At 67.5% G+C, this 25133-nt stretch carries 20 protein-coding genes and 1 tRNA gene; 11 read left to right on the forward strand and 10 right to left on the reverse strand.

What is annotated here, in order from left to right:
• Positions 1-130 precede the first annotated feature (130 nt).
• Positions 131-580, forward strand: coding sequence for a PaaI family thioesterase (locus AX702_RS01980; RefSeq protein ID WP_197420468.1), 450 nt, complete (start codon positions 131-133; stop codon positions 578-580).
• Between the two features lie 12 nt (positions 581-592).
• Here AX702_RS01980 and AX702_RS01985 read toward each other — a convergent pair.
• Positions 593-667 (reverse strand) — tRNA-Thr (locus tag AX702_RS01985).
• An 88-nt stretch (positions 668-755) separates the two neighbouring features.
• On the opposite strand from AX702_RS01985, the gene AX702_RS22345 reads away from it, so the two are divergent.
• The gene (locus AX702_RS22345) at positions 756-908 is read left to right on the forward strand and encodes a hypothetical protein (protein ID WP_197420469.1); all 153 of its coding nucleotides are present in this window, start codon (positions 756-758) and stop codon (positions 906-908) included.
• A 59-nt stretch (positions 909-967) separates the two neighbouring features.
• Here AX702_RS22345 and AX702_RS01990 read toward each other — a convergent pair whose 3' ends face one another.
• The gene (locus AX702_RS01990; RefSeq protein WP_066775628.1) at positions 968-2770 is read right to left on the reverse strand and encodes an aminopeptidase P family protein; all 1803 of its coding nucleotides are present in this window, start codon (positions 2768-2770) and stop codon (positions 968-970) included.
• Positions 2771-2973: 203 nt separating this feature from the next.
• Between AX702_RS01990 and nadB the strand changes: the two genes are divergently transcribed.
• From nadB to AX702_RS02010, 4 genes are all read left to right on the forward strand, one after another.
• Positions 2974-4554, forward strand: coding sequence for an L-aspartate oxidase (gene nadB, locus AX702_RS01995; RefSeq protein WP_066775630.1), 1581 nt, complete (start codon positions 2974-2976; stop codon positions 4552-4554).
• 121 nt (positions 4555-4675) lie between these two features.
• Positions 4676-5794, forward strand: coding sequence for a serine hydrolase (locus tag AX702_RS02000; RefSeq protein WP_066775634.1), 1119 nt, complete (start codon positions 4676-4678; stop codon positions 5792-5794).
• 46 nt (positions 5795-5840) lie between these two features.
• Positions 5841-6842: a threonine aldolase family protein gene (locus tag AX702_RS02005; RefSeq protein WP_066775635.1), complete on the forward strand. Its 1002-nt coding sequence runs from the start codon at positions 5841-5843 to the stop codon at positions 6840-6842.
• Positions 6843-6926: 84 nt separating this feature from the next.
• A complete protein-coding gene (locus AX702_RS02010; RefSeq protein WP_066775636.1) occupies positions 6927-7847 on the forward strand; it encodes a DMT family transporter in 921 nt (306 codons plus the stop codon).
• Here the strand turns inward: AX702_RS02010 and AX702_RS21465 are convergent.
• Genes AX702_RS21465 through AX702_RS02025 form a run of 3 tightly spaced genes read right to left on the reverse strand, consistent with a single transcriptional unit; the run spans position 7757 to position 11503 of the window.
• Positions 7757-8575, reverse strand: a complete 819-nt coding sequence (locus AX702_RS21465) for an NAD(P)-dependent oxidoreductase (protein WP_082745925.1) — start codon at positions 8573-8575, stop codon at positions 7757-7759. The genes AX702_RS02010 and AX702_RS21465 overlap by 91 nt on opposite strands.
• Positions 8572-9852, reverse strand: a complete 1281-nt coding sequence (locus AX702_RS02020; RefSeq protein WP_082745926.1) for a M48 family metallopeptidase — start codon at positions 9850-9852, stop codon at positions 8572-8574. The genes AX702_RS21465 and AX702_RS02020 overlap by 4 nt, the downstream gene beginning before the upstream one ends.
• 16 nt (positions 9853-9868) lie before the next feature.
• Positions 9869-11503, reverse strand: a complete 1635-nt coding sequence (locus tag AX702_RS02025; RefSeq protein ID WP_066775639.1) for a M28 family metallopeptidase — start codon at positions 11501-11503, stop codon at positions 9869-9871.
• A gap of 231 nt (positions 11504-11734) precedes the next feature.
• On the opposite strand from AX702_RS02025, the gene pepN reads away from it, so the two are divergent.
• Positions 11735-14329 (forward strand): aminopeptidase N, encoded by a 2595-nt coding sequence (pepN, locus tag AX702_RS02030; protein ID WP_066775641.1) that lies wholly within the window; start codon positions 11735-11737, stop codon positions 14327-14329.
• 64 nt (positions 14330-14393) lie between these two features.
• Here the strand turns inward: pepN and AX702_RS02035 are convergent, their stop codons facing one another.
• Positions 14394-15854, reverse strand: coding sequence for a S41 family peptidase (locus AX702_RS02035; RefSeq protein ID WP_231731690.1), 1461 nt, complete (start codon positions 15852-15854; stop codon positions 14394-14396).
• Between the two features lie 75 nt (positions 15855-15929).
• Positions 15930-16349: a DUF1810 domain-containing protein gene (locus AX702_RS02040; RefSeq protein ID WP_066775642.1), complete on the reverse strand. Its 420-nt coding sequence runs from the start codon at positions 16347-16349 to the stop codon at positions 15930-15932.
• 66 nt (positions 16350-16415) lie between these two features.
• On the opposite strand from AX702_RS02040, the gene AX702_RS02045 reads away from it, so the two are divergent.
• Positions 16416-17048, forward strand: a complete 633-nt coding sequence (locus tag AX702_RS02045; protein ID WP_066775657.1) for a YbhB/YbcL family Raf kinase inhibitor-like protein — start codon at positions 16416-16418, stop codon at positions 17046-17048.
• A gap of 366 nt (positions 17049-17414) precedes the next feature.
• On the opposite strand, the gene AX702_RS02050 is transcribed toward AX702_RS02045, so the two are convergent.
• Positions 17415-18473, reverse strand: a complete 1059-nt coding sequence (locus AX702_RS02050; RefSeq protein WP_082745929.1) for a GGDEF domain-containing protein — start codon at positions 18471-18473, stop codon at positions 17415-17417.
• 104 nt (positions 18474-18577) lie between these two features.
• On the reverse strand, positions 18578-19120 hold the full coding sequence (locus AX702_RS02055; RefSeq protein ID WP_066775645.1) for a peroxiredoxin: 543 nt from the start codon (positions 19118-19120) through the stop codon (positions 18578-18580).
• Positions 19121-19184: 64 nt separating this feature from the next.
• Here AX702_RS02055 and AX702_RS02060 point away from each other — a divergent pair, with 64 nt between their 5' ends.
• Entirely contained in the window at positions 19185-20033 is an 849-nt protein-coding gene (locus AX702_RS02060) for an inositol monophosphatase family protein (RefSeq protein ID WP_066775646.1), read from the forward strand.
• A gap of 242 nt (positions 20034-20275) precedes the next feature.
• Here AX702_RS02060 and clpB read toward each other — a convergent pair whose 3' ends face one another.
• Positions 20276-22855, reverse strand: coding sequence for an ATP-dependent chaperone ClpB (clpB, locus tag AX702_RS02065; RefSeq protein WP_066775647.1), 2580 nt, complete (start codon positions 22853-22855; stop codon positions 20276-20278).
• Between the two features lie 219 nt (positions 22856-23074).
• Here clpB and AX702_RS02070 point away from each other — a divergent pair, with 219 nt between their 5' ends.
• Positions 23075-24109 (forward strand): alcohol dehydrogenase family protein, encoded by a 1035-nt coding sequence (locus AX702_RS02070; RefSeq protein ID WP_066775649.1) that lies wholly within the window; start codon positions 23075-23077, stop codon positions 24107-24109.
• 39 nt (positions 24110-24148) lie between these two features.
• Positions 24149-24922 carry a class II aldolase/adducin family protein gene (locus tag AX702_RS02075; RefSeq protein WP_066775651.1) on the forward strand — a complete coding sequence of 258 codons (774 nt, stop codon included), beginning with the start codon at positions 24149-24151 and terminating at the stop codon, positions 24920-24922.
• Positions 24923-25133: the final 211 nt, after the last annotated feature.

Here is a 25133-nt window from a genome sequence, read left to right on the forward strand (position 1 = left end):
ACCCCGCCTCCCGCAGATTCCTGGGGCCAAGCGGCAGGCTTGACCGCGCCCACCGCTTTCCTCTTCTGCCCCGCTGAGCCCATTGGCGCGGCAGAGGAGACCGACCCTGGATACGACCACAACCGAAGGCGTGAAGCTGACGCCGGTGACGGAAGGTGAATGGCAGGGCTGGCTGCGCTGGCCCGGCACCGACCCCTTCGAGGATCACACCGGGCCCTTCTTCGCCCGCTATGACGCGGACGGCACGATCGCTTGCGGCTTCCGCCCGGACGCGAAGAACCGCAACGGCGGCGGCAACGTGCATGGCGGCGCGCTGCTGACCTTTGCCGATTTTTCCTTGTTCATGATCGCATCGGCAGTGCTGCCCGAGTTCCACGGAGTCACGGCGACGCTGAATGCGGAGTTCGTCGGCGGCGCGCGGCCCGGCCGGCTGCTGACGGCACGCGGCGAGGTGGTGAAGGCCGGCCGCAGCCTGATCTTCGTTCGCGGGACGATCGACGATGCGGGCGAGGCGGTGATGAGCTTTTCCGGCGTGATCAAGAAGATCAACAAGATCCGGGAAAGCGGCCAGCAAGGCTGACCAGGAGAAAAATGGTGCTGCCGGTGAGGATTGAACTCACGACCTCAGCCTTACCAAGGATGCGCTCTACCACTGAGCTACGGCAGCACTCGGCCCGCTATTCGCAGGCGAGGGCGCCCTAGAGACGAGCGGGAGCGGATTGTCAAGGCGTTATGACGAGGCGATAGCGGCTTTCATGGAAAGCAAGGACGAACGGGACGCGCGCCGGGCCGCCGCGCTGCGCGCCAATCTGCGGCGGCGCAAGGCGCAGGCGCGTGGCTCTGTCGAGGCTGCAACGGGTGAAGGTGAGCCGGGCCGGCCGGCGCCGCAGGAGGCGCCGACCGAGTAGTTGCAGGACCGACCGTGCGGCTGCCGGCATAGCGACGCCGGCCACCGCACCCGCCGCGTTCAGGCCGCGTCGATCGGCGCGCACCGCTCAAGGAGCCAGACGCGATCGTCGCCCTCCAGCACCGGGGCAAGCGCCTCGGCCACGCGGGCATGATAGTCGTTGAGCCAGGCGAGTTCGTCGCGCGCCAGCAGCGCCGGATCGATCAGGTCGCGGTCGATCGGCGCGAGGGTGAGTGTTTCGAACGCCAGCATCGCGGCCTCGCCACCCTTGATGTCCCGCTCCTCCACCAGCAGCAGGTTTTCGATGCGGATGCCGTATTCCCCGGCCTTGTAATAGCCTGGCTCGTTGGAGAGGATCATGCCCGCGAGCAGGGGCTCTGACGGGCCGCTGCCAGGGTAGCTGGGCTTGGCGATGCGTGCCGGCCCCTCATGCACCGAAAGATAGCTGCCGACGCCATGGCCGGTGCCATGGGCGAAATCGAGGCCGGCCTGCCACAAGGGGAGACGCGCAAGCGCGTCGAGCTGGGCGCCGGTCGTGCCATGCGGAAAGACGGCGGTGGCGAGCGCGATATGCCCCTTCAGCACGCGGGTGAAGCGATCCCGCATCTCCGCGGTCGGCGCGCCGATCGGCACCACGCGGGTCACGTCTGTGGTGCCGTCGACATATTGGCCGCCCGAGTCGATCAGGTAGATCTGACCGGGCTCGATCGGGAGGCTCGACTCCTCGGTCACATGGTAATGCGGGATCGCGCCATGCGGGCCGGTGGCGGAAATGGCGTCAAAGGACAGATCCTTGAGCACGCCGGTCTCGCGGCGGAACTCCTCCAGCTTCGCCGCGGCGGTGAGTTCGGTCTGGCCACCCTTGGGCGCCTCGATCGAGATCCAGCGCAGGAAGCGCGACAGCGCGGCGCCATCGCGAATGCTGGCCGCGCGATGGCCGGCCTGCTCGACCGCGTTCTTGGTCGCACGCGGAATCACGGTGGGATCGCGCAACGCCACCACCTCGCCACCAGCGGCCTCGATGGCGAGCGGAATGGCGGCCACCGACAGCGCGGGATCGACCGCCACGCGCTTTCCGGCGAACCGGCCGAGCGCTGCCTGGAACTCGCTCCGATCATGCACGCGCACGGCATTGCCGAGGTGCTGCGCCACGGCGCCGGTCATCTTTTCGGGGGCGACGTACAGATCGGCCGTGCCATCCGCGTTCACCAGAGCATAGGCCAGGGCGACCGGCGTGCGGGATACGTCCCCGCCGCGCACGTTCAGCAGCCAGGCAACGGATTCAAGCGAGGCGAGCACCACCGCCTCCGCCTTTTGCCCGGCGAGCCAGTCAGCAACGGCGGCCCGCTTGTCGGCGGAGGAGCGGCCGGCATTGGCATCGTCCTGCACGCTGAGCTGCGCATCGGAGCGGGCGGGCTGATCGGGCCAGACGGCATCCACCGGATTGGTATCGACCGGAACCAGCGTCGCGTCGATCGCGGCGAGCGCCTTGGAGGCTTCATCGACCCAGGCGCGGGTGTGCAGCCAGGGATCATAGCCGATCCGAGCGCCCTGCTTGGCATGGCCGGCAAGCCAGGTCGAGACGCTGGTTTCCGGCACCCCGACGAACTGCCAATCGTCGCCCGACACCTGCTCGCGCACCTGGAGCGTGTATCGGCCATCGGTGAAGATCGCGGCTTCCGCGGGCAGGACGACCGCCGTTCCGGCCGATCCCTGAAAGCCGGTGAGCCAGGCGAGCCGCTGGGCATAGGCGCCGACATATTCGCTCATATGCTCGTCCGTCAGCGGGACGACGAAGCCGTCGAGTTGCTGGCTCGCGAGCTGGTCGCGCAGGGCGGCGAGGCGGGCGGTGTAGGTGGACATGGGACTCCCTTGAACTTCGGTTCCGCGCATCTCTCCTTTTCCGTTCGTGCTGAGCTTGTCGAAGCACGTGCCACGGGCGGTGGCGTTCCTGGCACGCCCTTCGACAAGCTCAGGTCGAACGGGGAGAGATTTCGCGCTGATATGGCAGATGCGAACGCTTCGTGCCATGCAACCGCGATGATCCTCTCTCCCCAGAGCCGCGCATGACCAGCAGCGACGTCCTTATCGTCGGGTCGGGCGCCGCCGGCCTCACCGCGGCACTCAACCTGGCCGATCGTTTCAACGTGACCGTGCTTGCCAAGGGAGCGATCAACGAAGGGTCGACGGCCTGGGCGCAGGGCGGGATCGCCGCCGTCCTGGAACCGGGCGATACGTTCGAGAACCATGTCGAGGACACGATGGTCGCCGGCGCGGGCCTCAACGACCGCGAGATCGTGGAGTTCGTGGTCGAGAATGCGCCGGCCGCGATCGCGCAGCTGCAGAAGCTGGGCGTGCCGTTTGCGCAGGACGGCGGCGCGCTGCACCTCACGCGCGAGGGCGGGCATTCGCACCGCCGCATCGTGCATGTCGATGACGCGACCGGCTGGGCGGTGCAGGAGGCGCTGCAGAAGGCGGCGGAGGCGCATCCCAACATCACGCTCGTGCCCAATCAGGTGGCGATCGATCTCGCCACCAGCCGGCACGAGGAGCGCTATTCGGGCGCGGGCAACGTGTGGGGTGTCTATGCCGTGGATCGCAAGACGGGGCGGGTGAACCTCCATACCGCGCGGGCGACGATCCTTGCCACCGGCGGCGCGGGACGGACCTATCTGTTCTCCACCGCGCCGCGCGGCGCGACGGGGGACGGCATTGCGATGGCGTGGCGGGCGGGCGCGCGCGTCTCCAACATGGAGATGATGCAGTTCCACCCGACCTGCCTCTACAATCTGGACGTCAAGAACTTCCTCATCACCGAGGCGGTGCGCGGCGAGGGCGGGCGGCTGATCAACCCGCAGACCGGCAAGCGCTTCATGACCTATTATGATGCGGAGCGGCTGGAGCTGGCGCCGCGCGACGTGGTGGCGCGCGCGATCGACGCGGAGATCAAGCGATACGGCCTCGATTACGTCCACCTCGACATCAGCCACCAGCCGGCCGATTTCGTGCGCGGGCATTTTCCCAACATCTATGACAAGCTGATGAGCCTGGGCATCGACATGACGACCCAGCCGATCCCGGTGGTGCCGGCGCAGCATTATACCTGCGGCGGGATCATCGTGGATCGCGACGGGCGCACCGACCTGCCCAACCTGTATGCCGCCGGGGAATGCACCGAAAGCGGGCTGCACGGGGCCAATCGCCTGGCGTCCAATTCCCTGCTGGAATGTTTCGTATTTGGCGAGGCGGCGGCGAACCATATCGCCGCGCATTGGGACAGCCTGTCGCCCGTTCCGCCGATCCGCCCGTGGGACGAAAGCCGCGTCACCGACTCCGATGAAGAGGTGGTGATCAAGCAGAACTGGACCGAGATCCGGCGCTTCATGTGGAATTACGTCGGCATCGTCAGGACCACCAAGCGGCTGCAACGCGCGGAACACCGCATCAAGATGCTTACGGCCGAGGTCGAGGATTATTACGGCCATTTCCGCGTGACGCCCGACCTGATCGAGCTGCGCAACCTGCTGCAGACGGCGGACCTGATCGTCCGCTCCGCGCTTCACCGCCAGGAAAGCCGCGGGCTGCACTATACGCTCGACTGGCCGCAGACGCTGGAGCAGCCGGTGGATACCGTGCTGGTTCCCTGACGCCGGACTCGTCTGGTCGTGCGCAAGGCCCTGTTCATCGCAGAGGCGATAAGTACCGGTTTTCAATGGTGTCTTTTGGGATAGCCTAATTGCCGACGACTGATCGGGGGCATGGCGGACGATGATCGGACGGTTGATCGCTGGAGTGGCGCTGCTCTCCTTGAGCAGCTGCGGCGTGGACGAGCGGCCCGCACATAGCGCCGCGCCGGCCGCCGCCGCCGCGCCGTCCTATGTTGTCGCGATTCCGGTGCCCAAGCCGACGCCGCTGCGGATCAATCGCGCGCCGCGCGCGCTGGAAGCCTCGATCAGCCAGCTCGTTCGCGAATTTCCCGGCATCGCTGGCGTCGCGGTTCGTGCCGTGGACGAGGGCTGGACCGTGGAGGCCGGCGGTCGCCGCCCGCTGCCGCAACAAAGCGTCAGCAAGCTGTGGGTAGCCATGACGGTGCTGGACCAGCGCGATTCCGGCCGCTTGCGGCTGACGGACGCCGTTTCGCTGACGCCGGCCGATCTCACGCTCTTTCACCAGCCGAGCGCCTTTCTGGTGCGGAACGGCATCTGGAACACGACGGTCAGCGACCTTCTGTTCCGAGCGCTGACGCAGAGCGACAATACAGCGAACGACCGGCTGCTGACGCTGGTCGGTGGGCCATCGGCGGTGCGGGCGTTTATCGAACGCAAGCAGCTGGGCGAGATCCGCTTCGGGCCGGGCGAGCGGCTGCTGCAGGCGAAAACGGCGGGGCTAACCTGGGACCAGTCGATGAGTGTCGGCAATACCTTTGCCGTGATGCGCGCCCGGCTCGACCCGGCGGTGCGGGCGGCGGCGATGCAGGCCTATATCGACAATCCGCCCGACGGCGCGGCGCCGCTGGCGATTGCCGATGCACTGGCGCGCCTGGCACGCGGTGAGCTCTTGTCCGAGACATCGACCCGGCTGCTCATTTCCACCATGGAATCCAGCCGCACCGGGCGCGCGCGCCTGAAGGCGGGCGCGGCGCCGGGCTGGACCCTCGCGCACAAGACCGGGACCGGGCAGGAACTTGGCCGGCGCAATGCCGGGTTCAACGATGTCGGCCTGCTGACCGCGCCCGATGGCCGTCGCTATGCGGTGGCGGTGATGATCGGCGATACGCAGCGCCCGATGCGTGACCGGCAGCAGCTGATCCAGGCCGTGGCGGCGACCGTCACCGGCTATCGCGGGCCCTCCATCGCCGCGCGCGAGGAGGAGTCGCCGGAAAGCTGATCTGCATCGGTTGACGGGGTGAACCGGCCACAGCAAGGGGCCGGCCATGCGCTTCTTCTCCGACAACGCCGCCCCCGTTCACCCCGCGGTCCTCGCGGCCATGGCCGAGGCGGATGTGCTCGACACGGCTTATGACGGGGATCGCTGGTCCGGGATGCTGGACGACCGATTGTCCGCGCTGTTCGAGACGGAGGTGGAGGTCCTGTGGGTGCCCACGGGCACGGCGGCGAACTGCCTTGCGCTCGCCGCGCTCTGCCCGCCGCATGGCGCGGTGCTGTGTCACCATGACGCGCATATTCAAAATGACGAATGCGGCGCGCCCGAATTCTACACCCATGGCGCGAAGCTGCTGCTGGCCGACGGCGAGGGCGCGAAGCTGACGCCGGAGAGCCTGTCCGCCCTGCTGGCAACGATCCGGGTCGCCGTTCACCAGGTGCAGCCGCACGCCATCTCCATCACCAACGCGACCGAATATGGTCTGGTGTACCAACCGGCCGAGGTCGCCGCGATCGGGGCGCTGGCGGCAGAGCGTGGTCTGGCGCTGCACATGGACGGCGCGCGCTTCGCCAATGCGCTGGTCCATGCCGGCTGCTCGCCGGCCGACATGACGTGGCGCGCGGGCGTGACGGCGCTCTCCTTCGGCTTCGTGAAGAACGGCGGCATGGGCGCGGAGGCTTTGGTCTTCTTCAAACGCGGGCTGATCGAGGCGAGCCGCTATCGCCGCAAGCGGGCGGGGCTGCTGTTTTCCAAAGGGCGTTATCTTGCGGCGCAGATCCTGGCGCTGCTGGAGGAGGATCGCTGGCTGGCAAATGCGCGCAATGCGAACGACGGCGCGGCGCTGATCGCGGCGGCGGCAGGCGGACGGCTGGTCCATCCGGTGGAGGCGAACGAGGTGTTCCTGCGCGTCACGGCGGAGGAAGCCGCGACGCTGCGGGCGAAGGGGTTCGACTTCTACGATTGGGGTGTCGGCGAGGCGCGGCTGGTGGTATCGTGGAACCAGCGGGCGGCGGATATCGCGCCGCTGGCGGAGGCGATCGCCGCTCTGTGACGCAAGGCGTGCGAGATCGCCTCTGGCCGAACGGGATTATATGTGGCGGTGGTAAGCGGTTGAAATCCGCATTACGCGACCATCATGACCGCCCAGCCGCCGCCACCGCAATCGACCCGTGCCCGCGTGCTGGTCCCGTTCGGGATCGTGACGCTGATCTGGGGATCGACGTGGCTGGTGATCCGCGACCAGCTTGGCGTCGTACCGCCTTCCTGGTCGGTGAGCTATCGCTTTCTGGTCGCCGGCGTGGCGCTGCTTGCCTGGTCGGTGATCCGGCGCGAGCCGGGCAGGATCGACACGCGCGGTTATGCCTTCGCGGCGGCGCTGGGGCTCGCGCAGTTCGTGCTCAACTTCAACTTCGTCTACCGGGCCGAGCAGTTCATCACCTCCGGCCTGGTCGCGGTGGTGTTTGCGCTGCTGCTGATTCCCAATTCGCTGTTCGGGCGCATCTTCCTCGGCCAGCGAATGGGGCGGCAGCTCGTGATCGGCTCCGCGGTGGCGATGGCGGGGGTGGCGCTGCTGTTCCTTCACGAAGTGCGCAGCGATCCACACGGGCCGGTTCGCGCGCTGACCGGGATCGGGCTGACGCTCTGCGCGATCCTGTCCGCGTCCAGCGCCAATGTGATGCAGGGCACGGCGACGGCGAAACGCTATCCGATGCTGCGCACCACGGCGATCGCGATGCTGATGGGCGGGGCGTTCGATGCCTTGTGGGCGTGGTTCACCGTCGGGCCGCCGGTGATGGAGTGGCGGATCGGCTATGTCGCAGGCATCCTGTACCTCGGGCTCGCTGCCTCGGCGCTGGCTTTCCCGCTGTACTTCGGGGTGATCCGCATCATCGGGCCGGCCAAATCGGCCTATTCGAGCGTCATCGTGCCGGTGATCGCCATGGCGCTTTCAACGGTGTTCGAAGGTTATCGCTGGTCGCTGCTGACGGTCGGGGGCGCGTTGCTGGCGGCGGTTGGGCTGGTCATCGCGCTGACGGCGCGCAGGCCCAACCGGTAGTCGGGGTAGCGCGGCTGCCAGCCGAGCACCCGCTTCGCCCTGTTGTTCGCGACACGCCGGTTCTCGGCATAAAAGGCGCGCGCGGCGGGGGACAGCGTGTCTAGCGCCACGACCGGCGGCGCCGGGAGCCCGAGCATCGCGGCGGCATGTTCGATTACGCGGTCCTGGCTGGTCGGAAGATCATCGGCGAGATTGTACGCGCCGGGCGGCGCGGTGAAGCCGGCGACGACGCCGCTGGCGATATCGGCCACATGGATGCGGCTGAACACCTGATCGGCAAGGCCGGTGCGATGGGCGGTGCCGGCTGCCACCCGGTCAAGCGGCGATCGGCCGGGGCCATAGATGCCGGGCAGGCGGAAGACGCGGGCGCCCTGCGCGAGCCAGGCGGCGTCGGCGGCGTTGCGCGCCGGGCGGCGGCCGCGGATCGGTGCGCTTTCGTCCACCCATGCGCCGCCAGCGTCGCCATAGACGCCGGTGGAGGAAAGATAGCCAAGCCAGCGGCCGTCCAGCGCATCGCCGTAGCGGGCGAGGACGGGATCGCCCTCGTCCGGCGGCACGGAGGAGAGAATGTGCGTCGCGGCGGCGACGCCCGCGCGCACCGCCTGGTCGTCGTCGAAGCGGATCGTGCCGGCGCGGCCGTCACGGGTGGTGGCGAGGACCGGCCAGCCGCTCGCGTCGGCGATGGCGCTGGCGGCATAGCCGAGACCGAAGATGAAGAGGCGGCTCATTTGCCGAGCGTTGGTTTGATCATGGTGGCGCCGGGCACGTTATCTTTCTTCCACTGCATGGCCATCCGAATGCGCGTCGCGCCGGAAGGGTGATCGAAGAACAGCCGTTCTTCGAGGCGGCCGGGTTCGAGCTTGCGATACTCGGACAGGCGGATCGCCACCGCCGCAAAGCCATCGGGCGCCCGCGCGGCATCGAGGCCGAAGCGGTCCGCCTCACTTTCCTCCCAGCGTGTCACGCTGCTGACATAGGGGGTGGCGAGCGCGCCCAGCACGCTGGCGATTGCCAGCAGCAGCGGCGCGCCGGCGGGGTCCGCCACGTCGCGAACACCCCACCGGGGAAAGCGCGCGATCAGCCGCGGAGCGATCGCCGCGACGGCCGCGAAGACGATCAGCACGGCGAGGCCAAACCAGAAGAGCAGCCACCAGATGTGGTTCAGGACATAATGGCCCATTTCGTGCCCCATCACCGCGGCGACCTCGTCCGGTGAGGTGCGGTTCAGCAGATTGTCGTTGAGCGCGATGCGGATCGTGGGGCCGAGCCCCGCGACATTGGCGGAGATCCGCTTCGATTGACGCGAGGCGTCGGAGACATAGATGTGCTCCGCTGGGATATGGTGCGCCGCGGCCATTGCCACGATCCGGTCACGCAGCGGGCCGGCGGGCATTTCGGTGTAGCGGTTGAACATCGGCTCGATGAACACCGGCCCGAGCAGCAGTCCAAAGGTAAGGAAACCGATCAACACCGCCGTTCCCACCGCCCACCAGCCGCGACGAAAGCGGCGGATGACGGCGTAGATTGCGGTGAACAGCAGCGCATTCACCACCAACGACACGCCCAGCAGCTTGAGCTGGTCGACAAGCCAGGCGGCAAAGGTCTGGCTCATCAGGTCATATCGCGCCTCGCGCACGAAGCCGGTGTAGATGCTCCACGGCAGGAACAGGAGAAAGGTGACGAGGGTGAACAGCACGCCGTAGAGGCCGGGGACGAGCCAGGAGCGCCTGACGCGCCGCTCCGCCAGATCGCGCAGCCGGGCGGAGACGCCGCTGGCGAGCAGCGCGCCATAGACCAGCACCGCCACCACGGCATTCCACAAGATCAGCCAGTAGCCGCCTTCGAAATAGGCGTCTGACTTCGCCCGGGCGGGCCCTTGCAGAAGATCGAGATAGGCGCGGGTCGCCGCGTCGACATCAAAGCTCGGGTTAGCCACCTGAGCCTCGGCGATTCCCGGCACCAGCGCCGCCGCCGCCAGCAGCGCTGCCCCTATAACTTGTCTCATCCCCTGATCCCCCCGGTTACGGAGCCATTGGTCCCTTGAACAAGGTGCCGAAATAATCGCCCTTGTTCCACACCGGGCGCGTGGAGGCGTCGGCGATTTCGCGGGCGATGCGGTAGTTCACGTCCACGAAGCGGACGCCCTCCTGCCACTGGATCGGCTGGGAGAGGTCATCGGAGGGCTTGTGGTAATTGGTCGAGAGGAAATGCTCGACCGCCGCCTTGCCCGGTCCCTTCTGACCCGGCCACAGGAACACCGAAGGCACGCCCTTTTGCACGAAGCGGAAGTGATCGGAGCGCACGAAGATGCCCTCGTCCGGGATCGGATCGGGCGAGAGAGCGACGCCCGCCCCTTCCACCGCGCGGCGGATGATCGGGCCGAGCGTCGAGCGATCGCCGCCGAACGCCACCATGTCCTCGAACCGATAGGTGAGGATCGGCATGTCGAGATTGACATTGGCGATGATCGAATCCGCCGGCACGGTCGGATGATTGGCGAAATAGTCGCTGCCGATCAGGCCTTTTTCCTCTGCCGTGACGGCGAGGAAGAGGATGGTGCGCTTGGTCGGGCCCTGCTTCTGAAAGCGTTTTGCCTCCTCGATCAGGCTGGCGATGCCAATGGCGTTGTCGAGCGCGCCATTGTGGATCTTGTCCTCCGCCTTGCCGCTGACGCCGACGTGATCGAGGTGCGCCGACAGGACCACCACTTCGCGTGACAGCGCCGGATCGCTGCCCGGCAGCACGCCGACGACGTTGGACGAGCGCGCCTTGTCGAACATGGTTTTGGTTGCCACCGACAACGTGGCCGGCAGCGCCTCCGCCTTGAAGCTGGCGTCGGCCTTCTCCGCCTCCCGCGCGACCTTCGCCCAGGACGTGCGGGCGCCGGCAAAGAGCTTCTGCGCGCCGGTGAGGCTGAGCGTGGCGAGCGTGGGGACACCGCCTTCCTCGACATGGCCGGTGCCGTCCGGATTCGCCCAGGTCATGCGGGTGTGGCCGTTCGCCTCCACCAGCCGGGCGAAGGGGCGCTGCTTGTCCGAGCGCGGCGTGACGAGCGTGATCGTGCCGATCGCCCCGCGCTCGGCGGCGAACCGCGCCTTGGTGGTGAGTGAGCCGAGCCAGGCGCGCTCCTCGCCCGTCATCCTGGACGGCGAGCCGCTGACAAAGGCGACGATCTTCCCCTTCACGTCCAGGCCGCGGTAATCGTCCCGCCCATATTGCGGCGCGACGATGCCATAGCCGACGAAGACCACGGGCGCGGACACCTTGGTTTCGGTGGCGCGGGCATTGGGCGAGGGAATGTAATCGGTGCCGAAGGTGAGCGCGCTCTGGCCGGCGGGGCCGGTGATGGCCAGCGTGCCCTGGCCATCCGGCTTGTAGGCGACGAGCGGCACCGCCTGCGCATAGCCGCCCTTGTCCCCACCCGGCTTCAGACCGGCGGCGAAGAATTGCGCGGCGACATATTCCGCGGCGATGTCATATTCCGGGCTGCCCGCCTCACGCCCGCGCATCGCATCGGAGGCGAGGAACATCACATGGGACTTGATGGCAGCGGCCTCGGGCGACAGCGATGCTGGCGCCGCGGGCGGGGCAGTGTCTTGGGCGATGACGGCAACGGGGAGAGACGTGAGGCAAAGGGCCAGGATCAAACGACGCATTCGTGCTTCCAGTTGGTCTTCCTTCCCATCGGGGCGCCGATCGCGTGCCGAACCACAGGATCACGGCAGCCATCGCCGAAGAAGCGCGGCAAGTGAGATACTTGCGACACGTCTCCACCGCACTCGACAGGAACGAAGGGGAGTGGACCTGATCACCAGACGTAGCAGCCAAGAGCTTCGCCGCAAGCATTAGCGATGGAACCACAAGCCGCGCCGTCTATATCTCTCTTCATGCTCGATGTTCTCTCCGCCCCAGCCGTTCCGGCGATCAAGCGCCGCCAGGACTATCGCCCGCCTGCCTGGCTGGTGCCGAACGTGGCGCTCGACTTTGCGCTGGACCCGGGCGCGACGCGGGTTCGCGCCCGGCTGGAGGTGTTGCGCAACGGAACGGCGCGCGAGCCGCTGCAGCTGGACGGCGACGGGCTGACGCCGCTGGCCGTGACGGTGGACGGCGTGGCGGTGAACGACTGGCGGATGGAGGATGACCAGCTGGTCATTCCGCTGACCGGCGACGCGCATGTGATCGAAACCGAGGTGGAGATCGCGCCCGACCGGAACACGCAGCTGATGGGCCTGTATTCGTCGGGCGGGAACCTGTGCACGCAGTGCGAGGCGGAAGGTTTTCGCCGGATCACCTTCTTCCCGGATCGGCCCGACGTGCTGGCGACCTATCGGGTGCGGATGACGGCGGACAAGGCGCGCTATCCGGTGCTGCTGGCCAATGGCGATCCGATCGCGCGCGGCGACAATGACGATGGCACGCACTGGGCCGAGTGGCACGACCCGTTCCCCAAGCCAAGCTATCTGTTCGCGCTGGTGGCGGGCGATCTTGCCTGCAATGCGGGCACGTTCACCACGCGATCGGGCCGGGAGGTGCAGCTTGGCATCTGGGTGCGCGCAACCGACCTCGCCAAGACGGATCATGCGCTCCACGCCCTGAAGACCGCCATGGCATGGGACGAGCGGGTCTATGGCCGCGAATATGACCTGGACGTGTTCAACATCGTCGCGGTGGACGATTTCAACTTCGGCGCGATGGAGAACAAGGGGCTGAACATCTTCAACAGCCGCTACATCCTGGCCGATCCCGACACCGCGACCGATTACGACTATGACGCCATCGCCGCGGTCGTGGCGCACGAATATTTCCACAATTGGTCCGGCAACCGGATCACCTGCCGTGACTGGTTCCAGCTTTCGCTGAAGGAAGGCTTCACCGTCTTTCGCGATCAGGGCTTTTCGGCCGATCAAGGCTCCGCCGCCGTCAAGCGGATCGAGGACGTGCGCGGGCTTCGCGCCAGCCAGTTTCCCGAGGATGCAGGGCCGCTGGCACATCCGGTGCGGCCCGAAAGCTACATCGAGATCTCCAACTTCTACACCTCGACCATCTACAATAAGGGCGCCGAGCTCATTCGCATGATGGCGACCATCCTGGGGCCTGAGCGGTTCCGGGCGGCGTGCGACCTGTATTTCGATCGCTTCGACGGCACCGCCGCGACCTGCGAGGATTTCGTGGCGTGCATGGAAGAGGGCGGCGAAGTCGATCTGTCGCGCTTCCGCCTGTGGTACAGCCAGGCGGGCACGCCGCGCGTGTCGGCAAGCCTGGATCATGAGGGCGGGCGGGCAACGCTTCGGCTGGCGCAGCATGTGCCGCCGACGCCCGGCCAGTCGGGCAAGGAGCCGATGGTCCTGCCGCTGCGCATCCGGCTGTTCGGCGCGGAAACGGGCCAGCCGCTCGGGCCCGAACAGCTTGTGCTGCTCGACGAGGCGAGCGAGTCGATCGTGTTCGAGGGCGTCGCGGAGCGGCCGGTGCTGTCGATCAACCGCGGCTTTTCGGCCCCGGTGACGATCGAAAGCGATCGGACGGCGGCAGACCTCGCCTTTCTGGCGCGAAACGATGACGATCCGTTCGCACGCTACGAGGCGATGCAGCAGCTGATGCTGGATACGTTGGTGGCGGGCGCGGTGGAGGACGGCGCGGACCATCGCGCGGTGATCGACGCGGTGGCGGACACGCTGGACAATCCGGCGCTCGACCCCGCGTTCATCGCCGAAGCGGTGCTGCTGCCGTCCGAAAGCTTCGTCGGCGATCAACTGAGCGTGGTCGATCCGGAAGCAATCTATGCCGCGCGCGAGGCGCTGCGCGCCGATCTCGGCCGCGCGCTGGAAGAGCGCTGGCGCGACCTTTACGACGTGAACAGCAGCGCCGCGCCTTATGCCTATACGCCGGCGGCAAAGGGATCGCGCCGGATCCGCAACGTGGCATTAGGCTATATCGCGGCGTCCGGCGCGCGCGACGCGGCGGAACAGGCATTCCGCCAGTTCGAGCGGGCCGACAACATGACCGACCGGCAGGGCGCGCTCGGCACGCTGGTGAACGGCAGCAGCGATCTGCGCGAGGCGGCGCTGGACATCTTCTACAATCGTTATTCTGGCAATGCGCTGGTGCTCGACAAATGGTTCCAGACCCAGGCGCTGTCGACGCGTGACGATACGCTGGCGGCGGTCAAGGCGCTGGCGGAGCATCCGAGCTTCACGCTGGCCAATCCGAACCGCGCGCGCAGCCTGATCGGTGCCTTTGCGGTGAACCAGCGGGCGTTCAACCAGGCCGATGGCGCGGGCTATCGCTTCCTTGCCGACCAGCTGATCGCGCTGGACCGGCTGAACCCGCAGACGGCGGCCAAGCTGCTGCCACCGCTGGGCCGCTGGCGCCGGTTCGATGCCGCCCGCTCGGCGCTGATGCGGGCCGAGCTGGAGCGGATCGTGGGGACGGCGGGATTGTCGAAGGACCTGTTCGAACAGGCGTCCAAGAGCCTGGAGGGATAAGGCCGGCCGCGATGGCCGGGCGGGATGTGCGCCCCGCCGCCGCGACGGCAGCGGGGCGGCACGATCAGAAGGCGCCGGGCGCCTCGCGCTGGAACGTGCCGGGCCGCGCGGGCGTAAGCAGCGTGCGCTTCGTCGCCGTGTCCTTCACCCGCGCTGCCGACGCCGAGGCGCTGGCGCCGCCGATCGGCGTACAGCTGCGCCCGTTCAGAAACGCCAGCGCCTGCTGCACCGAGGCTTCGCGCGGATCGCCGAGCGGATAGGAGATGTCGTCCGTCGCCTGGCAGGTCGCCGGCATGAATGGCGCGAGACCGTTGTAGTAATCGCCCTGCCGCTCGGCATTCTGCGTCGCGAAGGCAACGAGGCGCAGGCGATCGTCGCATGACGGCTTGTCGCGCGCGATCTGGCCGACCGGTTTGCCATAAGTGTTGGTGCCGATCAGCGCGACGTTGCCGCGCAGATAGGGGATCATGGCGTTGATCACGAGCTCGCTGGCCGAGGCCGTGCCCTCGCTGCCGATGAAGGCGATCCGGGTCGGGGAGACGGACTGCGGCTGGGGCGAGAAATAGTCGGTCACGTTCTCGGACGATTTTTCGCGGCGATAGGTGGTGTAGCCCATCACCTCGCTGGCCTGGCGATTGCCGCCCAGGAGATTGTTCATCAGCCGCGCGGTGGAAACCAGCCCGCCGCCATTGTAGCGGAAGTCGACGATCAGTTCGGTAATGCCGGCGGCGCGCAGCTGGGCGAAGCCGTCGCGCAGCGACTGATCGGCGGTGGAGATGAAGGTGCGCAGGTTGATATAGCCGACGCGCCGGCCGCTATCCTCCAGGATCCTGACGCCATAGCGCGACGAGACGGGCGTGAGCTCGAATTCGCGCGGGGCGATCGTCACGTCCCGTTCGCTGCCGCTCAGCGCGCGGACGCGCAGCACGCGAGTGTCGCCAGCGACGGATCCGCCCAGCGCATCGCTGATCGCCTGCGCCCCGCCCTCGGCAAACAGCGCGGAGACGGTGCGCAGCGTGCCGCCCGGGCGACCGATCGCGACGATCTCGCTACCGCGATCGATACCTGCCTCCAGCGCGGGCGTGCCTTCGAACGCTTCGATGACGAACATCCGCCCGGCGCCGGGATTGATCCCCAGGCGAAAGCCATAGCCGGCGCTGGAGCCTGACGCATAATAGGCATTCTCCTCGGCGATCGAGGTCAGATAGGTGAAGTAACGGTCCTTGTTCTGCGCCCGCGCTGTCGCGGTCAGCGCATCGATATATTCTGTGACCCCGGCATAGCCAGACGGGTCGAGACTGGCCGGCAGCGTATCGGGAAAGAGATACCATTCGCGAAGCTCGGCCGCTGCCCAGGCCTGGCGCTCGCCAAGCGAGCAGCCCGCCGCCGTGGTGGGGGTGGGCGTCGGAGTTGGGGTCGGTGTGGGCGAAACGCCGGTCGCGCTTCCGCCGCTGCCGCCACCATCACCGCCGCAGCCGGCGAGAAGACCGATGAGGCATATTGCTGCGGTAAAGCGACGTGTCACGAACCCAAGACCCCCTTGTTTGCAATGGAGGTAGCAGGTTGCGCGATGGAGGCCAGCAGAACCGAACGGGATTGCTCAGCCGAGCAGGTCGATCGTCAGCCTGTCGCCTTCGCCGTTGAAAAAGCGGGAAAGAACTGCGGTGAACGGCGCCGGATCATCGGCCGCAGCGGCGAAGAGGGTCATGGAGGAGCGGAGCTTCATGGCGTCCACGCCGCCGAGAATGGCCGTGGCATCTCCAGTGGCGCCGATCAGCGCCTCGCACGCGGCGATCAGCCGGGGGCCGAGCAGGGGGTGCGCGAGATAGGCGCGCGCCTCGGCCAGTGACGCGATGCCGAAATGCTTCGCCGTCGGGCTCTGGCCGAGATCACGCAGCTGGGGAAAGACGAACCACATCCAGTGGCTGGTCTTTCGCCCGCGTCGCAATTCGGCGAGCGCATCGGCATAGCTGTGTTCCTGCGCTTCCACGAAGCGGGCGAGATCGAAAGGGTCTGTCACACGGCATCAACGCATGGCGCGCATCGCAGATGCCGCTGGTGCGTTGGAAGCGCAGAAGGAGTGGCCATGCTTGAACATATCCCCGCCTGGCTGGGGCGCAGCCTGGGCAATGTGCGCGCCGGCGCCAGCAAGCTTGCGATCGTGCAGCCCGAACTTGGCGGACGTTTCGAACCGATCGATCTTTCCAGCCCGGCGTTCGCCCAGGACGCGCGCCTGCCGCCGCGCTTTACGGCGGATGGAGAAGGCATATCGCCGCCGCTCGTCTGGGGCGCGCTGCCGGAGGGGACGGCCACGCTCGCCTTGCTGGTCGAGGATGCCGATGCGCCCGCGCCGCAGCCGCTGGTTCATGCGGTGATCTGGGGCATCCCGGCGGATGCGGGGCGATTGCCGGAGGGCGCGATCGTTGCCGATGGCGCTGGCCTGGCCGACACGGGAGATGTGGGGCGCAACTCCTATCTGGGCGAAGGGTGGCTTCCGCCTGACCCGCCGACCGGCCATGGAGAGCATCGTTATGTGTTCCAGCTGTTCGCGCTGGACGCTGCGGCCGAGGATCCGGGCCCGTCGCCCGGCCGTTCAGCCCTGGTGCGGGCTATGGCCGGGCATGTGCTGGCTGCCGGGCTGCTGATCGGCACCTATTCGCGGGGCGAGGAGGCCCTGACCGGGCACGCTCAAACGACGGTGGCGGCAACATCCACATAGGCCAGCAGGGCTGAGGCGCCGATGATGGCGCCGAACGCGGCAAAGGCAGAGCGGATCATGATTGGTTGACCTTGGCTGATGAGGTGAGGCGGCGATCAGGCGATCGGCACGACCGGAACGGCTGCGCCGACCATCAGGGCGGCAAAAGCGACGGCGCCGACGAAGCTGGCGACATGCAGTTGAAGCTGGTTCAGACGATAGGTCATGGTGGATCTCCTTGATGCCGGCGCCGGACCGTCCGCCGCCGATGCCAGAAGCATTGCAGGCGGCGTGCCAGTTTTGCGCGATCAAGGAATTTGAAAGACTTAGCGAAGCGTGGCGTGAAGATCGGCGCGTGGCGCCAATACCGCGTGGCAGATCACGCCATCAAGCGGCGGAAAATGCCCGGTTCCGACCCGCCGCCTTGGCCCGGTACAACGCGGCATCGGCGCGCGCATAGAGCGCCTCGCGCGGATCATCGCTTGTCCCCGCCGCCACGCCGCCGGAAATCGTCACCACGCCGATCGGCGCATCCGTCTTGCGCGAGCGGAAGCGGCGGGCAGCGACGGCGCTGCGCGCACGGTCGACCAGGGTAACGGCGGCGTCGATGTCGACCCCGACGAACAGAAGGGCGAACTCCTCCCCGCCATAGCGCGCGACCACGGCTCCGCCGCTTTCGCTGGCGATGGTCAGGCCAACGGCACGCAGCACGCGATCGCCGACCGCATGTCCGAATTCGTCGTTCACGCGCTTGAAGTGATCGATATCGCACAGCGCCAGCGCCACCGGGGTGCCGGGCGGAAGCGCGTCATAGGCCTCGTCAAAGGCACGCCGGTTCGCCAGTTCGGTGAGCGGATCGAGCCGTGCCGTGCCGCGTGCCTCGACCAGCGCGCTGCGCAGCGCGGCCGCCTCCTGCTCTGCCGCCGCCATCCGACGCTCCGCAACATGGGCACGGTCGATCATCGCAGCCGTCAGGCGGGACACCTCGTCCATGCCCGTTGTCGCATCGGCCTGGCGCATGGCGGCCGCGCTGGCGGCGAGATCGCGGCCAAAGCCACTCGTTTCCTCGTGAATGGAACGTACGGCGTCGGAGAATTGCGCCATCTGCATCTCTGCCCGCGCAATCATCTCATCAGCCTGGGCGTGAAGCTCGGCCGCCTCGGGCGACTGCTGCGGGTCAGGCCCATCGGGCCCATCGGGCAGGTCAGGTCGTGGCGCCACGCTGCCGACGGTCGGGCCACCCAGATCCGCAATGTCCTGCGCCGTCAGGCGGATGCCGCCATCGGTCAGTGCCGCGACCGATCGCGCCAGCGCCCCGCCGGGATCGGACAGCACCCTATAGGCAAAGGCATAATTGGCCGGCTCCACGCCCAGCCTGTGATCGGCCAGGAATTGACCAACTGCCGCGAACAGCTCGTCTTCCTTCTGCCTGGGGAACTCAATCATCCATCCCGCGCCCCGTATCGACCCGGCGTTCACCCGGCGCCGCACGTTTGAAGCCTCACTGTCGGCGGCAGAAGCTAAAAATCCGTTGCCGTCCGTCACCAAGCTCAGGAACGGGGCAGCTTCTTCACCGCTTCCAGCGTGAGCGCGACGTGGCGGTCCGCGGAAAGGTCATCGTGAACATAGGCGATCCGGCCCGTGCGATCGATGACATAGCTGGTGCGGCGGGTGGCATCGCGTCCCTTGACCTGCCGGCCAAGCGCCACGTCATAACCGGCGACGACACGGGGACCCGCACTCGCGACGGGGAACTTGCCCGCACATTCGGCGGCCGAGAATTTCGTCAGATCCTCCACCGTATCGGCCGACATGCCGATCACCGTCGCACCGGCGGCGCGGAACGCGGCGATGTTTTCGGCAAAGGCGCGCGCCTCCGCGTTGCAGCCCGCGGTAAAGGCGGCGGGGAAGAAATAGAGCACCACCGGCCCCTTTTTGAGCTGCTGCCCGAGGCTCACTGTCACCACCTTGCCGGCGACGGCGCCGCGCGTGGTGAAATCGGGCGCCTTGGCCCCGACCGGGAGCGTGGCGCCGACCGGCCCGGCAACGGCAAGCGAGACGATGGCGGCGGCAGCGGCAAGGACGTGGCGCATGGGGGCTCTCCCGAAAGAAGGCATCATTCTAGCGTTGCGCGTTCCGGGGCGATAGGGCTGGCGGATGCCGATCCGACAAGCCGACCTCGATCTCGCCCGCCGCCTCGCCGATGCCGCGGGGGAGGCGATCCGCCCCTATTTTCGCGGGGAGCTGGGCACCGAGATGAAGGACGATCACTCGCCCGTGACGCTCGCCGACCGCGCGGCGGAGGCGGCGATGCGGCGGATCCTGGATGCTGAGGCGCCGGGCGATGCGGTGCATGGCGAAGAATATGGCGCCAAGGATGGCGTGACCGGCCGCCGCTGGGTGCTGGATCCCATCGACGGGACTCGCAGCTTCACCGTGGGGCGCGCCATCTTCGGCACGCTGATCGCGCTGGTCGAGGATGGCTGGCCGGTGATGGGCGTGATCGACCAGCCGGTAGTGCGGGAACGCTGGATCGGCGCCGCCGGCCGCCCGACGCTGTTCAACGGCGCGCCGGCGCGGACGCGCGCATGCCGCGAAGTGGAAGGCGCAATCCTGGCGACGACGAGCCCGCATGCCTTCAACGACGATGAAGTGCCCCACTTCCTGGCGCTGGTCGCGGCGGTTTCCGGCGGCCATGCGCGGCAGGGGCCGGTCTATGGCGGCGACTGCTACAACTATGGACTGCTGGCGAGCGGGCACCTGGACATCGTGTGCGAGGGCGGGCTGGCGCTGCACGATTTTGCCGCGCTGGCGCCGATCGTGGAGGGTGCCGGCGGGCGGATGTGCGACTGGAACGGCGATCCGCTGACCGAGGCGAGCACGGGTCAGGTGCTGGCGATCGGCGATCCGGCGCGGATGGATGAGGTGCTGGAGGCGCTGCACGCGGTGGCGGGCGGGCACGATCATGGGCATGGGCGCGGGCATGAGCACGGGCATGGGCATTGAGGCCCCCCGCTGGGCTTATCCCCTGAACCGTTCGCACTGAGCTTGTCGAAGTGCGTGTCCTGAAGCGCGGCGCTCGGGGCACGTCCTTCGACAGGCTCAGGACGAACGGCGTAAAGGGGCGGAGCCTTTAATCGTCATGCCGGGCTCGTCCCGGCATTGAGGCCGCCGCGGACCTCACATGCGTTGGAACGCCCGGACGGCTGGATGCCGGCACGGATGCCGGCATGACGGAGGGCTGGGTATCAGCCGACCGACAGAGCCAGCTTTCCGTCGCCCTCGTCCACCCGCACGGTCGCGCCGTCCTTTACCTCGCCGCGCAGGATAAGGTCGGCGAGCGGATCCTGCAGGTAGCGCTGCACCGCGCGTTTCAGCGGGCGGGCGCCATAGACCGGATCATAGCCGACCCGGCCGAGCCATGCGCGCGCGGCGTCGGTGAGGTCGAGGGTCACCTTGCGGTCGGCGAGCAGCTTGCCGACCCGCGCGACCTGAATGTCGACGATCGGGCCCATGTGCGCCTGACCCAGGCGGTGGAAGAGGATGATCTCGTCCAGCCGGTTCAGGAACTCGGGGCGGAAGTGTGCGCGCACCACGTCCATCACCTGCGGCTCGACCGTTTCGACATCCTCGCCCTCGCCGAGATTGGCGAGGAACTGCGAGCCGAGGTTCGACGTCAGGATGATCAGCGTGTTGCTGAAATCGACCGTGCGGCCCTGTCCGTCGGTCAGGCGGCCGTCGTCGAGCACCTGGAGCAGCACGTTGAACACGTCGCCGTGCGCCTTTTCCACCTCGTCGAACAGCACGACCTGATACGGCCGCCGCCGCACCGCCTCGGTCAGCACGCCGCCTTCCTCATAACCGACATAGCCGGGAGGGGCGCCGATCAGCCGTGCGACAGCGTGCTTCTCCATGAATTCGCTCATGTCGATGCGCACCATCGCGTTGGGATCGTCGAACAGGAACTCGGCGAGCGCCTTGGTGAGCTCGGTCTTGCCGACGCCCGTGGGCCCGAGGAAGAGGAACGAGCCCAGCGGCCGGTTCGGATCCTGTAACCCGGCGCGCGCGCGGCGAACGGCGGTGGAGACGGCGCGCACCGCATCGGCCTGGCCGATCACGCGCTTGCCGATCACTTCCTCCATGCGGAGCAGCTTGTCGCGCTCACCCTCCATCATCCGTTCGACCGGCACGCCGGTCCAGCGCGCGACGACGGCCGCGATGTCCTCCGGCGTCACTTCCTCGCGCAGCATCGCGTTCGCCGTTGCGCCCTGCGCCTCGGCAAGCTGCTTTTCCAGCGCGGGGATGCGGCCGTAGGAAAGCTCGCCCGCCTTGGCGAGATCGCCCTGGCGCTGCGCCTGCTCCAGCTCGAGCCGGGCGGCGTCGAGCTGTTCCTTCAGCTTCGCCTCGCCGGCGAGCTTGTCCTTCTCGGCCTGCCAGCGCTGCGTCAGCTCGGCCGACTGCTGTTCGAGGTTGGCGAGTTCGCCTTCCAGATTCTCCAGCCGGTCGACCGATGCGGCATCGGTCTCGCGCTTCAGCCCCTCGCGCTCGATCTTGAGGCGCAGGATGCGGCGGTCGAGCGTCTCGATCTCCTCGGGCTTGCTCTCCACCTCCATGCGGATGCGGCTGGCGGCCTCGTCCATCAGGTCAATCGCCTTGTCGGGCAGGAAGCGGTCGGTGATGTAGCGGTTCGACAGCGTCGCGGCAGAGACCAAAGCACCATCGGTGATCCGCACGCCGTGGTGAAGCTCGTACTTCTCCTTCAGCCCGCGCAGGATCGAGATCGTGTCCTCGACGGTGGGCTCGCCGACGAACACCGGCTGGAAGCGCCGCTGGAGCGCGGGGTCCTTCTCGACATATTTGCGATATTCATCGAGCGTGGTCGCGCCGACGCAGTGCAGTTCGCCACGGGCGAGCGCCGGCTTCAAGAGATTGCCCGCGTCCATCGCGCCTTCGCTCTTTCCCGCGCCGATCAGCTGGTGCATCTCGTCGATGAACAGGATGATGTCGCCCTCGGCGGCCTTCACCTCGTCGATGACGCCTTTCAGCCGCTCCTCGAACTCGCCGCGATACTTCGCGCCAGCGATCAGCGCGCCCATGTCGAGCGCCATCAGCGTCTTGTTCTTGAGACCATCGGGCACGTCGCCATTGGCGATGCGCAGCGCGAGGCCCTCCGCAATCGCGGTCTTGCCGACGCCCGGCTCACCGATGAGGACGGGGTTGTTCTTGGTGCGGCGCGCGAGCACCTGAATGGTTCGGCGGATCTCCTCGTCGCGGCCGATCACCGGATCGAGCTTGCCGTCCTTCGCCGCCTGGGTGAGATCGCGCGCGAACTTCTTCAGCGCGTCATAGCGGTCCTCGGCGGACGCGGTATCGGCGGTGCGGCCGCCGCGCAGGTCGTTGATCGCGCTGTTAAGCGCGTCGGCCTTCACGCCGGCGGCGCTGAGCGCCTGTCCGGCCGGGGTGTTCGTCGCCAGCGCGAGCGCGAGTAGCAGGCGTTCGACGGTGACGAAGCTGTCGCCGGCCTTTTGCGCGATCTGCTCCGCCTGATCGAGCACGCGGACGCTGTCGTTGTTGAGGCCCGGCGTCGACTGCGCGCCCGATCCGGTGACGGCGGGCAGCCTGGCAAGCTGCGCATCGACATAGGTCGTCGCACGACGCGCATCGCCGCCGGCCGCCAGGATGAGGCCTGCCGCCATGCCCTGCTCATCCTCAAGCAACGCCTTCAGCAGATGTTCGGGGGCGATCTGCTGGTGGCTCATGCGGATCGCGACGGTTTGCGCCGACTGGAGGAAGCCCTTGGCGCGATCGGTGAATTTCTCGAGGTTCATAGGTGTCCCTGTTTCCTTCGAGCATCATTTGGTGTTGCTAAATGGCAACACAAGGGTGCTGGCACGAGAAAGATGGCGATGGCCTAGGGCGCCGTCCAGAGGTTGACGGCGATCGCGTGATCGGCTCCCATCCCATTCCCCGGCAACGCCCGGGGCCCAGCATTGAGCCGGCCCTAGTTGGACCCTGGCTTCCGCCGGGGAACAAAAAAGGAGCGGATCATGAAGGCATTGCGCTATTTCGGCGCGCGCGACATCCAGTACGGATCGACCGACGATGCGACCTTGCAGGACGATCGGGACGTGCTGGTCCGCGTGAAGCATTGCGCGATCTGCGGCAGCGACCTGCATATCTATCATGGTCACGGCTTTTCGCAGGACACCGGCTTCTGCGTCGGGCACGAGGCGGTCGGCGAGGTGGTGGAGACGGGGCGTGCGGTGCGCAACCTACGCTCGGGCGACCGGGTGATGATCTCCGCCGCGGTCGGCTGCGGCGCTTGCCCCGGCTGCCTGATGGGCCGCGTCCACGAATGCGAGAACAATGGTTCGGGCTGCTATGGCCTCAGCGCCGCCTTGCAGGGGAGCCAGGCGGAAGCGGTGCGCGTGCCCGCCGGCGACGTGAATGCGCGGCGCATCCCGGACGGCATCAGCGACGAACAGGCGCTGATGCTGACGGATGCCTTGCCGACGAGCTGGATGGCGGTGCGCAATGCAGACATCAAGCCGGGCGCGAGCGTCGCGGTGGTCGGCCTGGGCCCGATCGGGCTGATGGCGGTGGAAGGCTGTTTCGCGATGGGCGCGGGGCGGGTCTATGCGATCGATCTTGTTCCCGAACGGCGCGCATTGGCCGAAGGGCTGGGCGCGATCGGCGTAGATCCAGCGATGGCGGTGGAGACGATCCGCGAGGACACCAAGGGGCGGATGTGCGGCAGCGTGATCGAGGCGGTCGGTGCCGACGCGACGATCGACATGGCGCTGCGGCTCGTCGGCAAATGGGGCACGGTTTCATGCCTGGGCGTCAATCAGACGCGGCGCTTCCCCTTTCCGATGGAGCGCGCGTTCGCCAGTGGGCTGACGTTCCGCACCGGCACCTGCTCGGTCCCGCATTGGTGGCAGGAGCTGATCCCGATGGTGCAGAAGGGGCAGCTTCACCCCGAACGCTACATCTCTCACCGCCTGCCGCTGTCACAGGGTGCCGAAGCCTATGCGATCCTCGACCGGCGCGAGGCGCTGAAGGTGGTGATGACGCCCGATTGAGGGTATGAGTGGCGGCAAATCACGAGAATGGAGAGAGACATGGCCACGCTGGCATCGGTCGATAATACCAACCAATATGCCCCCGGCGAGTGGGAGGCGCGGGTCGATCTCGCCGCCGCTTATCGCCTCGTTGCGCTGTACGGCTGGGACGACCTGATCTTCACCCATCTTTCGGCCCGCGTGCCCGGACCGGAGCATCATTTCCTCATCAACCCGTACGACATGATGTTCGAGGAGATCACCGCCTCGTCGCTGGTCAAGATCGACGTGGAGGGCAATCCGGTCGGCCATACCGACCATCCGGTGAACCCGGCGGGCTTCACGATCCACTCCGCGATCCACATGGCGCGCGAGGATGCGGCGGCGGTGATGCACCTCCATACGCCGCACGGCCAGGCGGTGAGCGCGATGGAGTTCGGGCTTCTCCCGCACACCCAGACGGCGATGATCGCGCAGCACAATGTCGCCTATCATGACTATGAGGGCATCGCGACCGACCTGGATGAGCGCGAGCGGCTGGTGCAGGATCTCGGCGAGAAGCACGCGATGATCCTGCGCAACCATGGCACGCTGGCGGTGGGCGAGAGCGTCGGCGCGTGTTTCCTTCGGCTCTACTTCCTGGAGCGCGCGTGCGAGGCGCAGGTGCTGATGCTGTCTGCCGGACGCGAGAACCTCAACAACCCGCCGCAGGGCGTGGAGGAGAAGGTTGCCGGGCAGAGCGCACCGGCGGGGATGGGCAAGCTGGCCGAGAAGCTGGCGTGGCCGGCGCTGCTGCGCAAGCTCGACCGGATCGATCCCAGCTTCCGAAACTGAGCGCGGCGGCCCCGCTCAGTTCGCCGCGCCGCTCGTCAGGCGGCGGGCGGCGGGGCTATTCGATCCGCCGCGCCTCGACTTGTGGCAGGTTGAGGCAGGCGCGGGTCTGGGGGCCGCCCAAAACATCATAGCTTCCGCCCGTCTGCCGGGCGAGCATGGTCGCGATGGAAAGCCCCAGGCTGCTGATGCCCTCGGCGGAGAAATCGGCGGG

Source organism: Sphingomonas sp. CCH5-D11 (genome assembly GCF_001557395.1).
Taxonomy (GTDB): domain Bacteria; phylum Pseudomonadota; class Alphaproteobacteria; order Sphingomonadales; family Sphingomonadaceae; genus Sphingomonas.

Excerpts from the sequence above, each read along its gene's own strand:
- AX702_RS22345 (WP_197420469.1), top strand. The coding sequence starts at position 756 with ATGGAAAGCAAGGACGAACGGGACGCGCGCCGGGCCGCCGCGCTGCGC.
- AX702_RS01990 (WP_066775628.1), bottom strand. The coding sequence starts at position 2,770 with ATGTCCACCTACACCGCCCGCCTCGCCGCCCTGCGCGACCAGCTCGCG.
- nadB (WP_066775630.1), top strand. The coding sequence starts at position 2,974 with ATGACCAGCAGCGACGTCCTTATCGTCGGGTCGGGCGCCGCCGGCCTC.
- AX702_RS02000 (WP_066775634.1), top strand. The coding sequence starts at position 4,676 with ATGATCGGACGGTTGATCGCTGGAGTGGCGCTGCTCTCCTTGAGCAGC.
- AX702_RS02005 (WP_066775635.1), top strand. The coding sequence starts at position 5,841 with ATGCGCTTCTTCTCCGACAACGCCGCCCCCGTTCACCCCGCGGTCCTC.
- AX702_RS02010 (WP_066775636.1), top strand. The coding sequence starts at position 6,927 with ATGACCGCCCAGCCGCCGCCACCGCAATCGACCCGTGCCCGCGTGCTG.
- AX702_RS21465 (WP_082745925.1), bottom strand. The coding sequence starts at position 8,575 with ATGAGCCGCCTCTTCATCTTCGGTCTCGGCTATGCCGCCAGCGCCATC.
- AX702_RS02020 (WP_082745926.1), bottom strand. The coding sequence starts at position 9,852 with ATGAGACAAGTTATAGGGGCAGCGCTGCTGGCGGCGGCGGCGCTGGTG.
- AX702_RS02025 (WP_066775639.1), bottom strand. The coding sequence starts at position 11,503 with ATGCGTCGTTTGATCCTGGCCCTTTGCCTCACGTCTCTCCCCGTTGCC.
- pepN (WP_066775641.1), top strand. The coding sequence starts at position 11,735 with ATGCTCGATGTTCTCTCCGCCCCAGCCGTTCCGGCGATCAAGCGCCGC.
- AX702_RS02045 (WP_066775657.1), top strand. The coding sequence starts at position 16,416 with ATGCTTGAACATATCCCCGCCTGGCTGGGGCGCAGCCTGGGCAATGTG.
- AX702_RS02050 (WP_082745929.1), bottom strand. The coding sequence starts at position 18,473 with ATGATTGAGTTCCCCAGGCAGAAGGAAGACGAGCTGTTCGCGGCAGTT.
- AX702_RS02055 (WP_066775645.1), bottom strand. The coding sequence starts at position 19,120 with ATGCGCCACGTCCTTGCCGCTGCCGCCGCCATCGTCTCGCTTGCCGTT.
- AX702_RS02060 (WP_066775646.1), top strand. The coding sequence starts at position 19,185 with ATGCCGATCCGACAAGCCGACCTCGATCTCGCCCGCCGCCTCGCCGAT.
- clpB (WP_066775647.1), bottom strand. The coding sequence starts at position 22,855 with ATGAACCTCGAGAAATTCACCGATCGCGCCAAGGGCTTCCTCCAGTCG.
- AX702_RS02070 (WP_066775649.1), top strand. The coding sequence starts at position 23,075 with ATGAAGGCATTGCGCTATTTCGGCGCGCGCGACATCCAGTACGGATCG.
- AX702_RS02075 (WP_066775651.1), top strand. The coding sequence starts at position 24,149 with ATGGCCACGCTGGCATCGGTCGATAATACCAACCAATATGCCCCCGGC.